The following is a 13952-nucleotide window of genomic DNA, read 5'->3' on the forward strand; positions in this document are numbered from 1 at the left end:
CTCCGTCAGCACCGTCTTGGCCCGCACACCGTTGCGGGAGTTGCCGCTGCCCGCACCGGCCGGGTCGTGTTTTTCGTAGCCGAGGCGGTCGGTAATCTCGCCCTCCAGGGCGGACTCCAGCACCCGCTTGGTCAGCTGCTGCAACAGCCCGCCCTCACCGGTCAACTGCAGCCCACCTGCACGGGCCCGGTCCACCAACTGGCCGATCAACTGCTCGTCCAGCACATCCGCCGGCAACTCGACCGGGCGTATATCCTCAGCCGCCTCGACAGAGGCGATCACGTCGCTCATCAGGTGCTTCCTTGATCAGGAGATACACCGGTCACCGTACAGACCCCTCTCGACAGCCAACACTTGGATCTTGGTTCGGTTGCTTCGTGGGTTGAGGGCACTTTCAGGCGGCTTACAGGCTCCCGAAAGGAAGCCGAGGCAGGACGGGGCGAACGTGAAGGGGGAGCGCAAGGGGAGCGCGGACGCCTCTGGACACCCCAGCATGAGACAACATGGTTGAGCCTTGCGCATGCCTTCTGATCAGGCAAAACGAGATTCGGCGGTACTGCCGGATATGGCTTGTCATGATCGCTCGCGTACTTGTAAAGCGTAGGTCGTCGGTTCGAACCCGACAGGGGGCTCTTTTTCTTGCCTGGCCAGGCACTCCTTGCCGGTGCCGGGTGGCGGGGCCGGGGCGCCCGGCACACATTCAGCACACATCGCGGAACAGGCACTGCTCGGCGGAGACCGACGTCAAGTGACTGGCGTCGACGACCACGCCGTCGATCCGACGTGCCGGAGGCAGAATCCCTAGACTGTGGATGTGCCGATGTTTTCAGGAGCGGGCGTGGAGGAGCGAGGCGCGCGATGACTGTCACTGAGGATCGGCCGCAGATGCAGGCGGAGGAGTTCGAACGCATCGCTGCCGCCGCCGAGCGCGAGGGCGTCCGGTTGGAGTTCGTCCATGGGAAACTGGGAGTCAAAGCGGTGCCGGACGGGGATCATGACGAGATCGTCCGCTGGGTCATGGAGCACTGCATGCAGCAGCGCCCGGACCTCTGGCTCTACCCGGAACGCGGCCTCAAGGTGGAGACCTATCGCAGTGGTCACGCGAAGCCGGACGGGGCCTTGGCGCCCAAGGGCAGCTTTGCCGGTCACGGGGAATGGGCGACCGCCGACCGGGTGGTGATGGTGGTCGAGGTGACGTCGTACGACACCGACACAGACAAGCGGGACCGCGAGGACAAGCCGCGCGCCTATGCGGAGACCGGCATCCCGGTGTATCTGCTGATCGACCGGGACGCGTGCGAAACGCTGGTGTACAGCGAGCCCGACGACGGCACGTACAGCATGATCACCCGACGCCCCTTCGGAAAGACGATCTCGTTGCCCGCTCCTGTGGGTATCACCCTGGAGACCGAGCCGCTGAAGGACTGGGTGCGCTGACGCACTGATCGGCCGACGGGGCGGGAGCCCGGTGTGAAACGGGCGGGCTGGGAACGCCGCCCTCGCACTGTGTGAGGGCGGCGTCCCTTTCAGGCGGCTGCGCTTTGCGGTCCAGCGCTCGGCCCCTTCTTCCCGCCCGGGGCTGGTGGCCTCGTGGCAGCCGAAGCCTGCGCTTTGGCGAGCAGCATGGTCCGACGTTCGTCCATCTTGTCGGAGACCTCGTCGAGGCGGTCGGGGAAGAGGTGTCCGTAGACGTCGAGGGTGAGGGTCGCGGACTTGTGGCCGAGCATCGTCTGGATGACGTTCACGTCGGCGCCGCTGGCGATGGCGAGTGAGGCGTGCAGAGGATACTGCCGCCATGCCGTCCCCCGAGCTGGCGCCCGAGGTCATCACCTTCTACACCCACGTCTTCAACGAAGGGAGCCGGCTGACCTCCTCCGCTGATGGGCGGCTGGAACTACTCCGTACGCAGGAGCTGTTGCGTCGCTTCCTGCCGAAGGCGCCCGCTCGCGTCCTCGACGTCGGCGGCGGTACGGGCGTGCACGCGGGCTGGTTGGTCGAGGACGGCTACGAGGTGGATCTCGTCGATCCCGTCGCCCGCCATGTCGAGCAGGCACGCCACGTGTGCGCGGCCTCCATCGGGGACGCCCGCAGCCTCGACGCGGAGGATTCGTCGTACGACGTCGTGACGCTGCTCGGCCCGCTCTACCACCTGCCCGAGCGCGACGACCGCCTGCAGGCCCTCCGCGAGGCGGTCCGCGTCGCCCGCCCCGGCGGGCTCGTCGCGGCGGCGGCCATCAACCGTTACGCCTCGGTCTTCGAACACACCGCACTGGCCCACCTGCACACCGAGCGTCTGCGGGAGTCGATCGCGGAGATCCTGGCCACCGCCACTTACGACGGCCGACGCGGCTTCACCGTCTCCTACTTCCACCGCGCGGAGGAACTGGCTGCCGAACTGCGCACCGTGGGACTGCGCGACGTCCACGTCTTCGGCGTCGAAGGCCCCACCTGGTCGCTCCTCAAAGCCGTCGAACAGAATACCGGCGCCCCACCCGCCGACGCCCTCTTCCAATCCGCCCTGACCGCCGCCCGCCTTGCCGAGCCCTACCCCGAACTACTCGCGGCCAACTCCCACTTCCTGGCTGTCGGCCATGTAGGTGGCTGACCAGACCGGCGCCCCGGCGTTACCCGAGGGCCATAACAGCCCCCACGCGGGCGCCCGCATGCCCGATCGTTGACCACGCGTCGGGTCAGGACTCCACCTACGGTGCGAACCCGTTCGGCACAGCGCCCGCCCTTGCTCTGATCTGGAACTCCGTCACCTACGCGGCAGCGCTGTTTCTGTCGCCGCTGGCCGGCATACGAACGGTGTGGTCGCCGAAGTCGGCCACGAGGTCGAGCCGTCCGCCGAGTGCTTCGACGTACCGCGCGATGACGTCGAGCGAGGCGACCTCGCCGTGTTCGATCTGGGAGACGCGGGCGATACTCACGCCCATCCGGGCGGCCACGTCCTTCTGTGCCATGGAGCACTGCTTGCGCGTCTCGGCGAGTTGGTGGCCGCGGGCCTCGGCCAGTAGACGACGGGCGCCGGTCCCCACCTCGGCGGGATCGACGCCAGCCGCGTAAAGCTCCTGTTCGAGGGTCTCCCAGTCCTGCGGGGTCTTTCCAGGCATCGTCACTCCTCGGTGTCACGGATGTAGTCGAGGTAGAGCTGCTCTGCGACCGGGATGTTGTCGCGGTACCAGCGTTCCCAGTTTCCTGCCTTGTCGCCGCCCAACAGGAGGAGGGCCGAACGCGTTGGGTCGAACGCGAAGATGATCCGGAGTTCGGAGCGCCCGCTCGATCCCGGCCGCAGTTCCTTGAGGTGGTGCAAGCCCCCTCCCTTCAGCCGGTCGACCAGAGGGCGCTCCAGTGTCGGTCCGGCCTCGCGTAAGGCCGCGACCGCCTGGGCCACCAGCGAAGCGGATTCCAGATCCTCCTTGATCAGAGTCCGGAACCAGACGGCGTAGTCATCGGTGACTTTGACGGCCCAGGGCAAAGCAGCTCCTCAATGATGACTGCTCTCAGTTTAAGTCATGCCTTGAATTGATGCCACGCGGCGACGTCCCTGGATGACGGGCCGTGCTGCCAGCCCTGGCCCTCCGGCGGCACGGATTCGGCACGCATCGCCCTGGAAAACGATGCGAACTGGCGGCAACCAGTGAATGGAGCTCAGCGGCCAGATCGCTGCATCCCCGCAGGTCAGCCGCCCGCCCCGAGGGATCTCGTCGGTTCGAACCCGACAGGGGGCTCTCAGTTTGTGCAGGTCAGCCGCACTCTCCCTGCCGTGAGGTGCCGGGCACGGGGCGCCCGGCACACATTCAGCTTCAGCACGTATCACGTGCGTTCGCGGCGCGACGGCTGGTCGCCGACCATGTCAGGTCGCTGCGCTGTCGCTGCCTGCGCCGGCAGAGAGCAGCAGCGTGTCCAGTGCGGCGCGGGTAAAAGCGCTGTCGTCAGGGGTCACCAGAGTGAAGAGATACAACCCTGCCCCCACGACCGTGATGTCGTAGGGCTCGTACCGGAAGCCGACGCGGCTGTATGGATCTTCCTGCGGGACCACCGGAAGCGACTGCCAGCCTGTCGGCTCGTAGTAGAGGGCCAGAGGGCCTTCGCCACGCTTGTCGAGAACGTAGCCGGACAGGTCCCAGTCCGCTTCCATGTGCTCGTCACGAGCGATGAGGACGCCGCCGCGATCAGCGGATGCCCCGACCTGGCCGGGAACCCAAGGAGAGAACATCCCATCGGTGTCCTCGTCACCGGAAGCACACCGGAGCATGGGCCAGCGGCTCAGCCACGACCCGAGAAAGCGCTCAACCACGGCGGGGGCTGACCCCTGCGCCAGGACGACGTGGTCCAACCCAGTGATCACGGTGATCTCAACCTCTCATTCCCATCGAGCGCCCCGGACCATGCCTGCGGCGAGAACGAGTCCCGGGCGCCGGAGGGAGTGCAGGTCATGAGGCATCGGGGTCGCATGCATATCCGGACCGAGTGAGTTAAGCATCGGACGCCGCCCGTCATGGTGCTGAGGGCGGCCGCGGACCTTTCGGTTCTGGCCGCCCTCAGGGTCACCGCCGCCATCTCCCGGGCGCGGCAACCGGCTTCCGGCTACGGGCGCTGCTTGGCCTTGTCGACGACGGCCCAACTGTCGAGGGAGGAGAGCTGGATGACCTCGGTCGCGTGCTTGCCGTTGCGCGAGGCGCTCTCGTCACGGAAGCCGAGGAACTGGTAGGTCTTCGGGTCGAAGATGAAGTAGTCCCCGTAGCCCCCGTCCGGAGACGTCGGGTCGTCATAGGTGATGGCCACGCCGGTACGGCCCTTGGCGTCTTTCTGGTTCGGCACCGACTTCACTCCGGGCACCATGCCGAGCGCCTCGTACGCTGCTGGGCGCAGCCCGTCGGGCATCACCGGGACCAGCTTGAGCAGTCCGGCGAGCTGGAAGTGGACCATCGACCACATCTGGTCGCTGATCCCGCTCAGCCGCTCGTCCATGTCGGGGGACCCCGCGCTGGGCGCCGTGCTGGGCTGTGCGCTGGGTCCTGCGCTGGGTCCTGTGCCGGGCGCGAGCGTAAGGATCAGCCTCTTGGGGTCGGTCGGAAGCTTCTTCAGCGTCGCCCAGTCCTGCGGCGGCCACGTGATCTCGCCCCCCTTCAGCGGCGGTGACCACCAGCCCTTGCCGACCTCCATGACCCAGGAGGGCTTCGAGTCGTCCACCGACCGCCAGTTCTCGTCGGTGAAGGTCTCGGTGGCGCCGGTCCCCGTGTCGGTCTGCCTGATGGTCTCCTTGGTGTAGATGAACTGGTCGTCCCGCGGCCTGGCCGCCTGCTCGTGATGCCGGGCGTAGGCGGCCGCACCCTTGAGCACGGTCTGCGCGCTCACGTTCTGCATGACCGGGGAAGTGGCCCCCGGCGGCGGCGCCGCCTGGCCCCCGCCGCTGCCGTTGTCCTGCTCGGCGACCAGCACGCCGCCGACGACCGCGGCAGCGACCGCGCCGGTCAGGGCGATGCGCAGGACGGGGCGGCGGTGGCGTACGGCCGGGGCGGGGCCGGTCTCCGCGTTCATCGCGGCGAACAGCCGTACCCTGACCCGTTCCCGGGTGGCGTCATCGAGCGGGGGAGCCCCCGCGTCGTACTCCCTCAGTTCTCGCAGGTCTTCGATGTCACGCATGGGCGTCTGCCTCTCGGAAAGCTGTCGGATCGGACCCGCCCAACGCTTCGCGCAACCTGCTGCGAGCCCGGTGCAGCCGGGATTTGACGGTGCCGACCGGCACTCCGAGGGCTCGGGCCGCTTCCTCGTAGTCGAGGTCGCCCCAGGCCACCAGCAGGACGACGTCCCGCTGCCGGGCGGACAGCTCGGCCAGCGCTGCCGCCAGCTCCCCGCGTACCCCCGTGGCGCCGACCCTGGCGACCGCGCGCTCCGCGACCGGCTCCTCGTGCTGTACCGGCTCCGGAACCTTCGCGAGCGCCTTGAAACGGCGTGCTTCGGCCCTGCGGTGCCGGCTCATGAGGTTGGTCGCGATGCCGAACAGCCACGGGCGGGCGTCGGCACGCGTGAGGTCGTAGCTGTGGCGCCGCTGGAAGGCGGTCGTGAACGTGTCCGCCACCAGATCCTCCGCCGTCTCGGGACCGATCCGCCTGGCCACGTAACGGTGCACGGCGTCGGCGTACCGGTCGAAGAGCGCGGCGAACTGCTCGGGCTCGTCCCGGGACCGCGCGATCACACGAGCGTCACTGTCCTCGCGATCCTCCTCGCGGGTGCGGACGCCCGGGGACTCGACGGCCATCGGGGCTCCTTTCGTTCGTTCGAACGCTGGGAAGACTTGGGCTTGTTCGGGTTGTTCACCTGTCTTTCGCCGATGGACGGTGTCGAGTTCCATTCCGGCCGGCGAGCCGGGCTCCCCGCCCAGCATGGGGCCGGCGGGTAGGTGGGGCGGGGGAGGGCAGTCGGGGAGGCAGGGAGTGGTTTGCTCCTCCGTGGGCCGGCGTGGCCTGCGTGGGCCGGCGTATTCGGTGGAAGAGGGGCAGTCGATGAGCGTGCAGAGGTGGGTCGCGGCAGGTGCCGTCGTTCTCGTGGTGGTGGCGGCAGTCGCCGTGACGGCGTGGTGGCGGCGGAGCCGGCGGGCGGAGTCCGCGGGGACCACTGCCCCGCGCCGGGGAGAAGTGTGGTGGGCCGACGTTCCCTACGAGGATGTCGTGGGGTCGAAGGACCGGCCGTGCCTGGTGGTGTCCGTGCGGAGCCGGACGGCGAGGGTCGTGAAGATCACCTCCCGCTTCCACGAGGAACTGCCCGGGATCGTCGCGCTGCCGGCGGGAACCGTCGACGACGCCGAGGGGCGGCGCAGCTACCTGGAGACCAGGGAGCTGCGCACCGTGCCGCTGTCGGCTTTCCGGCGCCGCGCGGGCAGCCTCGATCAGCGCGCGATGAAGAGCCTCGGCCTTCGCTGAGGGCTCCCCGCGCGACGGCAGGGCGCCTCAGCGAAGGCCGAGGCTGAGGAGAAGGCCTGAGGAGAAGGCTCAGGAGAAAGCTGCAGGAGAAAGCTCAGGAGAAGGTGTCGCACCGGGCGACGCTGCCGGAGCTGTAGCCGGTGGAGAACCACTTCTGGCGCTGGCTCGCGGAGCCGTGGGTCCAGGTCTCCGGGGTGACTTTGCCCTGGTAGCGCTGCTGGATGCGGTCGTCGCCGACGGCGGCGGCCGCGTCCAGGCCGAGGTTGATGTCGGCCTGGGTCAGGTCGGTGATCAGCGGCTTTCCGCTGCGGGGGTCGGGCGTGGTGGTGGCGTGGTGGGCCCAGACCCCGGCGTAGCAGTCCGCCTGGAGTTCCAGCTTCACCGAGCCGCTGTCGCGGCCCTCGCCGCTGCCCTGGGAGATCGTGCCGCTGAGGTCCTGGATGTGGTGCCCGTATTCGTGGGCGATGACGTAGGCCTCGGCGAAGGGGCCGCCCTTGGCGCCGAACTTGGCTGTCAGGTCGTTGAAGAAGCCGAGGTCGAGGTAGACCTTGTCATCGGCGGAGCAGTAGAAGGGGCCGACCTCGGAGGTGGCGTTCCCGCAGCCGGTGTTCACGCTGCCGGTGAAGAGGAAGGTCGGGGCCTGCTCGTACGGCTTGCCGGCGGCTGTCTCGGTCTGCTTCCAGAAGGCCTGGACGCTGTCGACGACGGCCACCACCCGGCACTCGTCCTTGCGGTTCGCGTCGGCCCCGGTCCGGCAGTTCGCCGCCAGGTCGCCGGCGGACGTGCCCGCTGCCGTGCCGGCGCCGGACGTGGCGGTGGTGCTGTTCGAGCTGAACACGCCCGGGTTCACGCCGAAGACCACCGAGGCGACCACCACCAGCAGGCCGACCAGTCCGCCGCCGACCGTCCTCCCGCCGCCGGGGATGCCGCCCAGCGCTCCACCGCGGTTGTCCTGTACCTCGGAGGTGTCCAGAGCAGCGTTGTCATCGAATTCCATTCGCTGACCTCCCCTTTGGTGCAGCGCGTCGGCCCGCCCCGCGTCGTGCCGCTCGCCTACCCCGCGAGCGGGTTCGCATCCGCCCTGCTGAGTGGGCGGGCCTCCTCGGGTCAGATCTCGAACGCGCTCTGGGTCGGATCGTGGTCCAGCTCCCCGACCTCGTACATGGGCGTCATCCAGTGGTAGAAGTTGTCGCCCCGCTCGCGCAGCAGCCGGTAGAGCCGTCGGATCAAGCGGATACGTACGGGCCGCATCTCGGGGTGGACATAGCGGTTGACCAGCTCGTGGGGGTCGGCGTCGAGGTCGTAGAGCTCGTTCACCGACTCCGGGTTGACGACGAGCTTGTAGCGGTCGTCGCGGATCATCCGCTGCGGGTACGGGAAGTGGTGGCCGTGGAATTCGGCGAGCAGTTCCTCGGGCCAGGGCGGGGAGTCGCCGTCGATCAGCGGCAGCAGGCTGCGGCTGTCGGTGGCCGGGGCGGTGTCGCAGCCGGCGAGTTCAAGGATGGTCGCCGTGCAGTCGGTGAGGGTGGCGAACTCCCGCCGCACCTGCGCAGGGCGGCCAGGTACCCGGACGATGCCGGGGATCCGGTAGATGTCCTCGTACATGGCCGGGCCCTTGTCGTGCAGCCGGTGGGCGCCGGTGAATTCGCCGTGGTCGGCGGTGAAGAACACCGACGTGTCCGCGCCGAGGCCGAGTTCGTCGAGCCGTTCGAGGATGCGGCCGATCTGCTCGTCGATCAGCGACACGTATCCCCAGTAGACGGCGATGAGTTTGCGGGTCGTCTCGATCGACTGGGTGTCGAAGGCCCAGTGGGCGCTGTAGTTGCGCTGCACCGGCGGCTTGCCCTCGAACGTCTCGGCGATCGAGGGCGGCAGTTCGACCAACTCGGGGTCGTAGCGGTCGTAGTACGCGTCGGGCAGCAGATACGGCAGGTGCGGGCCGAAGAAGTGCGTGGCGAGGAAGAACGGGCTGTCCCCGGCCGCGTACCGCTCCAGTTGCTCGATGGCCCGGTCGGCGAGGTAGTGCTCGAAGGTCGCCTCGACCGGCTGGTGCAGCCGGGCCGCCAGCAGATTCCCCGGGTTGCCGTTGGGGCTGACCCCGCGCACGAGGTCGCTGATGCGGTACGGCGGCAGGTCGCGTTCGGCCAGATAGGCCAGGTAGTCGGGATGGTCCACGGGGTTGTGCCAGCCGGCCAGGTCGGGGCCCTCGAAGCCGTACGAGGCGGCGTTGCGGTGGGTGCCGCCGTGCCACTTGCCGTACAGGCCCAGCCGGTAGCCGCGCTCGGCCAGCGCCTCGGGGAAGGTGAAGACGTCGTCCCGCAGGTCCTCCAGATAGCCGACGTTGCGCTCGTGGTTGGCCAGCAGCCGGTGGCGGAAGGGTGCCTGGCCGGTGAGCAGGCTGGCCCTGGCCGGGGTGCAGATCGCGGTGGGGGTGTAGAAGCGGTCGAAGCGGGTGCCGGTGGCGGCCAGCCGGTCCAGGTGGGGGGTCGCCACATGCGGGTTGCCGTAACAGCCCAGGGTGTCGACCCGGTGCTGGTCGGTCATCAGGAAGAGGAAGTTCACCGGGTGGTCGCCTTGCCCGCCGCCTGCGCGGCGGCCACGAACGCGGCGCCGTCGTAATACGTGCTCGGCGCCGGAGCCTTCGCCAACTGGCCGGTACCGACGAAGAATTCGGCCAGGCCGTTCAGCCAGCCGTCCACCGTCCCGTCCTTGGTCTTCGCCACCAGGTCGGCGGTGGTGAGGAGTTGGACGTTGGCGGCGTCGGACCCGGCCTGAGCGTCGGTGACCTGCAGCATCTTGGCGGCCAGGCTGATCGCCCGGTCCTTGTTCGCGGCCCGCCAGTCGTTGGCCTGCGCGAGCACCCCGACCACCTTGGCGGTGAGGGCCGGGTCGGTCTTCGGGCCGGAGACGAAGGCGGTGGGGAAGGAATGGTCGGGGAAGTCGGTGTCGGCCGCGAGCTCGACGAGCTTCGGCACCCGCTTCTTGATCGTCTCGACGAGCGGGTAGAAGAAGCCGGCCCCGTCGATCTGGCCGGAGGAGAAGGCGGCGACCAGCGTGGAGGGGTCCATCGGGACCTTCTTGATGTCCTTCTCGGTCATGCCGGCCTTCTTCAGCGCCAGGTTGAGGATCATCTCCCCCGATGTGCCCTCCGGCACCCCGACCTTGCGGCCTGCGAGCTGCTCGATGGAGGTGATGCCGGGCCGGGCGATCACCCGGTCGGCGTCGGTGAGGGTGTCGACGGCGATGACCTTGGCCTTGCCGCTGGCGGGCAGCCACATGGCGCCGGGACCGATGTAGCCGAAGTCCAGATCGCCGGCGCCCAGGGCCTGGATCTGGATCGGGCCGTTGGTGAAGACGCTGATGCTGGGGGAGAGGCCGGCCTTCTTCCACAGGTCCTGGTCGTCGGCGATCGCCAGCAGGCTGGAGCCGTTGAAGTCGGCGATGTAGCCGAAGCGGATCTTCCGGGTGCCGCCGGCGCCGCCTGCCTTGCCGGCGGCGCCCGAGCCGCCGGAGCCGCCCTTGCTGTCGCTGCCGTCCTTCGACGAGCAGCCGACCGCGGTGAGCGACAGGGTGGTTGCGGAGAGCGACGCGATGAGGGCGCGACGGGAGAGGGACATGGCGGGACTTCCTTTCGGGGCTGTGTGCGGGGACGCGCACACGGAAGGGCGGTGCGGGGGCGGGACGTCGGCGGCAGCGGTCGTGCAGCGGTCGGTGGCTGTGGTCGGGGCTGTGGTGGGTGTACGGGCCGGCAGCGCTCGGCAGCTGAGCGGCGGACGGCGGACGGGTGGGTCGACAGCTGGACGGGGGTACGGGGCCGGGGTCAGTCGGCGGGCGCCTCCACGGGGTTGTCCTGGTGGTGGACCGCGCTCCACACCTCGTTGCGCAGCGCGGCGAACTCCGGTGACAGGCGCGTGTGTTCGGTCCTCGGATACGGCAGGGGCACCTCGACGACCCGGTGCACCCGGCCGGGCCGCGCGGCCATCACGACCACCCGCCCGGCGAGGTACACCGCTTCCTCGACGTCGTGCGTGACGAAGACCACCGTGCGGGTCCGCCGGCTCCAGGTGTCCAGGAGCTGGTCCTGGAGCTGGACGCGGGTCAGCGAGTCGAGGGCGCCGAAGGGTTCGTCCATCAGCAGCACGTCGGGGTCGACGGCGTACGCCCTCGCGATCGCGCAGCGCTGCTTCATGCCGCCGGAGAGCGTCTTGGGCAGCGCGTCGGCGAAGTCGCCGAGCCCGACCAGCGCGATGGCCTCGTCGGCGCGACGTCTGCGCTCGGCGCCGCGGACACCGGCGACCCGCAGGCCGAACTCGACGTTGCGGCGCACGGTGAGCCACGGGAAGAGCGCGTACTGCTGGAAGATCACGCCGCGGTCGGGGCCGGGCCCGGTCACCGGCCGGCCGTCCACGACGACCTCGCCGGACGTCGGGGCGACGAGCCCCGCGGCCATGTTGAGCAGCGTGCTCTTGCCGCAGCCCGAAGGACCGACCACCGCGACGAACTCGCGCTCGCCGACGTGCAGCGAGACCCGGTCCACGGCCGTGAAGACACCGCCCTTGACGGGGAAGTGGCAACTCACGTCACGGAAGGAGATCTTGGCGGGCGCGCCGCTCGGTGACGCCTCGGGTCCGGTCGGGGCCGACGGCGAAGGGACGCTGCTCGGTGACCCCTCCGGCCCGGTGGGGGCCGACGGCTCGGACGCGGCGGGGGACGACGCCTCGGGGCTCGTACGGTGGGCGTTCATCGGCGCTCCTGCCAGCGGGTGAGCCGGTTCTCGGCCAGGAGCAGCAGCCGGTCCATGACCAGGCCGAGCACTCCGATGGCCACCAGCCCGACGAAGATGGTGTCGAGGTCGTAGTAGGTCTCGGCGTGCTGCATGCGGAAGCCGAGGCCCTCCTGTGCGGCGATCAGCTCCGCGGCGACCACCGTCGCCCACGCCGAGCCCAGCCCGATGCGCATGCCCACCAGGATGAACGGCGCCGCGGCCGGGATCACCACGCGCAGGAAGACGGCGAAGTCGCGGGCGCCCAGCACCCGGGCGGCGTTGATCAACGTGCGGTCCACGCCGACGACGCCCTGCAGGGTGGCCACCACCGTCGACAGGAAGGCGGCGAGGAAGATCACGAAGATCTTGGGCGTCTCGCCGATGCCCATGAGCACCACCGCCACCGGGATCAGGGCCAGCGGCGGGATCGTGCGGAAGAACTGCACGTACGGCTCGCAGAGCGCCCGCACCACCGGATACCAGCCCATCAGGAAGCCGACCACGACGGCGAGGACGCTGCCTAGGACGAAGCCGGCCAGCACCCTGCGCAGGCTGGCGAGCATGTCGCCCTCCAGAGTGCCGTCGCGCAGCATCTGCTCCGCTCGCCGGGCGACCGCGGCCGGGCCCGGCAGGCCGCCCACGCCGTGGGCCGCGAGCAGCGCCCACACGCCCACGCCGGCCGCCAGCGACACGGCGTTGAGCAGCGGCGCCGGGACCCGTCGCGCGGGGCGCGCGGGCCGTGCGGCCCGCGTGGCGGCGACCCCGGGCCGGTCGAGCGCGGCGGGGTCCGGCTTCGCGAGGGCGACCGCAGGGCCGCCGGACCCGGGTGCGTCCGCTGCGGCCGGCCCCCTCGGCGCGTCGCCGGGGATACGGCCGGCGTCGGCCACCGCCTTCCGCGGCTGCCCTGCCGTCATGACACGTCTCCGTCTTCTCTGTCTTCTCTGTTCGGGTAGCGGGACAGCAGCGGTGACCGGTGCAGGACCAGGGCGATGCCCCCCAGTGCCGCGCCGCCTTCGCCGAGCACGGCGGGCCGCAGGTCCAGCAACGGCCGTGCGACGGGCATCAGCCCCTCGGTCAGCGCCGCCCGCACCTGGTCGATCAACACTGCGCCCGCAGACGCCAGTTCGCCGCCGACCACGACCGTGCTCGGTCCGATCGCGTTGCACACCGCGGCCAGCGCGACGCCGACCCGGCGTCCGGCCGCGGCCACCGCAGTGACGGCCGCGGGTTCGCCCGCCCGCGCGGCGGCCGTGACCGCGGCGATGTCGTCGGCCGTGCCGCCCGCCGCGCGGTAGGCGTCCAGTACGGCGCCGGCCGAGGCGACGGTCTCCAGGCAGCCGGACCCGCCGCACTGGCAGCGCCGCCCCCCGGGCTCGACGCTGATGTGGCCGAACTCGCCGGACAGCCCCGACGCCCCGCGGTGCAGGGCGCCGTCGACCACCAGGCCGCCGCCGACGCCGTGCGAGAGCCGCACGTACAGCACGTCCCGGGCGTCGGTGGCCGCGCCCCACACCGACTCGGCGAGCGCGGCGAGGCGGGTGTTATTGTCGACCAGGACCGGAGCACCGAAGCGTTTCCGCAGCAGCTCGGCGATGGTGTCGCGCTCATCGCCCGCCCCGAGGGAGGCGCTTCCCCCGCCGGAGCCGGGGGCCGGCGCGGACGCGACCGGGCCGACCACGCCGACGCCGATCGCGCGCAGGGCCGCGAGCCGCAGCGAGTCGCCGGACAGCTCGTCGACCATCTCCTCCACCAGGGCGATCCGCCCGGCGAGGTCAAGGTCGGGGCCGTGCGCCCGGCTGGCGGTGCCGACCACCTCGTGCGCGACGTTCACCGCGGCGATGTGCACCGCCCGGCGCGCGAGGTCGATGCCGATGGCCTGCCCTGCCGCGGGGTTGAGCGCCAGCCGCTCCACCGGCCGGCCGCGCCGCCGCCGTCCGGCCTCCGGGACCGACGCCACGACGGTGCCGGTCGCCACCAGGACGCCCACGATGTCGTACAGGGTCGTCCTCGACAGCCCGCAGCGCGCGCCGAGTTCGGCCCGGCTGAGGGGTCCGTGGCGGCGCAGCAGGTCGAGTACCAGTTCCTCGTGGCCGCGCCTGAGGCGTGCGAGCGGGCCGTCGTGTTGCTGCATGCCGCCAAGGATGGAGAGCCGCGGATTTTTTCGTCAACGGTCCGGAAAAAAGACGCGGTGCCGGACTCCGGACCCCGGCTCCGGTCAAATGCGCAGCTCAGCCGCCTGGTTGGGCCCCAAACGGCGCCCC

The 13952-nt window shown here is 70.3% G+C and carries 16 protein-coding genes; 3 read left to right on the forward strand and 13 right to left on the reverse strand.

Features of this window, described 5'->3' with window-relative positions:
* The coding region (locus tag BUE44_RS27040; RefSeq protein ID WP_200804537.1) for a transposase at window positions 1-291 on the reverse strand (291 nt) is incomplete at its 3' end.
* A gap of 567 nt (window positions 292-858) precedes the next feature.
* On the opposite strand from BUE44_RS27040, the gene BUE44_RS27045 reads away from it, so the two are divergent.
* The gene (locus BUE44_RS27045) at window positions 859-1437 is read left to right on the forward strand and encodes a Uma2 family endonuclease (protein ID WP_073501622.1); all 579 of its coding nucleotides are present in this window, start codon (window positions 859-861) and stop codon (window positions 1435-1437) included.
* 89 nt (window positions 1438-1526) lie between these two features.
* On the opposite strand, the gene BUE44_RS36720 is transcribed toward BUE44_RS27045, so the two are convergent.
* A complete protein-coding gene (locus BUE44_RS36720; RefSeq protein ID WP_073501623.1) occupies window positions 1527-1745 on the reverse strand; it encodes a hypothetical protein in 219 nt (72 codons plus the stop codon).
* Between the two features lie 50 nt (window positions 1746-1795).
* On the opposite strand from BUE44_RS36720, the gene BUE44_RS27055 reads away from it, so the two are divergent.
* Entirely contained in the window at window positions 1796-2605 is an 810-nt protein-coding gene (locus tag BUE44_RS27055) for a class I SAM-dependent methyltransferase (protein ID WP_073501624.1), read from the forward strand.
* Between the two features lie 157 nt (window positions 2606-2762).
* Here the strand turns inward: BUE44_RS27055 and BUE44_RS27060 are convergent, their stop codons facing one another.
* The 5 genes from BUE44_RS27060 to BUE44_RS27080 form a co-directional block, all read right to left on the reverse strand.
* Window positions 2763-3113: a helix-turn-helix domain-containing protein gene (locus BUE44_RS27060; protein WP_073501625.1), complete on the reverse strand. Its 351-nt coding sequence runs from the start codon at window positions 3111-3113 to the stop codon at window positions 2763-2765.
* A 2-nt stretch (window positions 3114-3115) separates the two neighbouring features.
* The gene (locus tag BUE44_RS27065; protein WP_073501626.1) at window positions 3116-3478 is read right to left on the reverse strand and encodes a type II toxin-antitoxin system RelE/ParE family toxin; all 363 of its coding nucleotides are present in this window, start codon (window positions 3476-3478) and stop codon (window positions 3116-3118) included.
* Between the two features lie 378 nt (window positions 3479-3856).
* Window positions 3857-4351, reverse strand: a complete 495-nt coding sequence (locus tag BUE44_RS27070; RefSeq protein ID WP_073501627.1) for a hypothetical protein — start codon at window positions 4349-4351, stop codon at window positions 3857-3859.
* Between the two features lie 239 nt (window positions 4352-4590).
* Window positions 4591-5649, reverse strand: a complete 1059-nt coding sequence (locus BUE44_RS27075; RefSeq protein ID WP_073501628.1) for a CU044_5270 family protein — start codon at window positions 5647-5649, stop codon at window positions 4591-4593.
* Window positions 5642-6265, reverse strand: a complete 624-nt coding sequence (locus tag BUE44_RS27080) for an RNA polymerase sigma factor (RefSeq protein WP_073501629.1) — start codon at window positions 6263-6265, stop codon at window positions 5642-5644. Before BUE44_RS27080 ends, BUE44_RS27075 begins: the two co-directional genes overlap by 8 nt.
* A gap of 244 nt (window positions 6266-6509) precedes the next feature.
* Between BUE44_RS27080 and BUE44_RS27085 the strand changes: the two genes are divergently transcribed.
* Window positions 6510-6926, forward strand: a complete 417-nt coding sequence (locus BUE44_RS27085) for a type II toxin-antitoxin system PemK/MazF family toxin (protein ID WP_073501725.1) — start codon at window positions 6510-6512, stop codon at window positions 6924-6926.
* 94 nt (window positions 6927-7020) lie between these two features.
* On the opposite strand, the gene ypfJ is transcribed toward BUE44_RS27085, so the two are convergent.
* The 6 genes from ypfJ to BUE44_RS27115 form a co-directional block, all read right to left on the reverse strand.
* Window positions 7021-7923 (reverse strand): KPN_02809 family neutral zinc metallopeptidase, encoded by a 903-nt coding sequence (ypfJ, locus tag BUE44_RS27090; RefSeq protein ID WP_073501630.1) that lies wholly within the window; start codon window positions 7921-7923, stop codon window positions 7021-7023.
* A 110-nt stretch (window positions 7924-8033) separates the two neighbouring features.
* Window positions 8034-9488, reverse strand: coding sequence for a sulfatase-like hydrolase/transferase (locus BUE44_RS27095; protein ID WP_073501631.1), 1455 nt, complete (start codon window positions 9486-9488; stop codon window positions 8034-8036).
* Window positions 9485-10543 (reverse strand): aliphatic sulfonate ABC transporter substrate-binding protein, encoded by a 1059-nt coding sequence (locus tag BUE44_RS27100; RefSeq protein ID WP_073501632.1) that lies wholly within the window; start codon window positions 10541-10543, stop codon window positions 9485-9487. The genes BUE44_RS27095 and BUE44_RS27100 overlap by 4 nt, the downstream gene beginning before the upstream one ends.
* 203 nt (window positions 10544-10746) lie before the next feature.
* Window positions 10747-11670 carry an ABC transporter ATP-binding protein gene (locus BUE44_RS27105; protein ID WP_079190120.1) on the reverse strand — a complete coding sequence of 308 codons (924 nt, stop codon included), beginning with the start codon at window positions 11668-11670 and terminating at the stop codon, window positions 10747-10749.
* Window positions 11667-12605, reverse strand: coding sequence for an ABC transporter permease (locus BUE44_RS27110; RefSeq protein WP_079190121.1), 939 nt, complete (start codon window positions 12603-12605; stop codon window positions 11667-11669). The genes BUE44_RS27105 and BUE44_RS27110 overlap by 4 nt, the downstream gene beginning before the upstream one ends.
* Window positions 12602-13822: an ROK family protein gene (locus BUE44_RS27115; RefSeq protein WP_073501633.1), complete on the reverse strand. Its 1221-nt coding sequence runs from the start codon at window positions 13820-13822 to the stop codon at window positions 12602-12604. The genes BUE44_RS27110 and BUE44_RS27115 overlap by 4 nt, the downstream gene beginning before the upstream one ends.
* Between the last annotated feature and the right edge of the window lie 130 nt (window positions 13823-13952).

The sequence above is a fragment of the Actinacidiphila paucisporea genome (assembly GCF_900142575.1).
In the GTDB taxonomy this organism is placed as follows: Bacteria; Actinomycetota; Actinomycetes; order Streptomycetales; family Streptomycetaceae; genus Actinacidiphila; species Actinacidiphila paucisporea.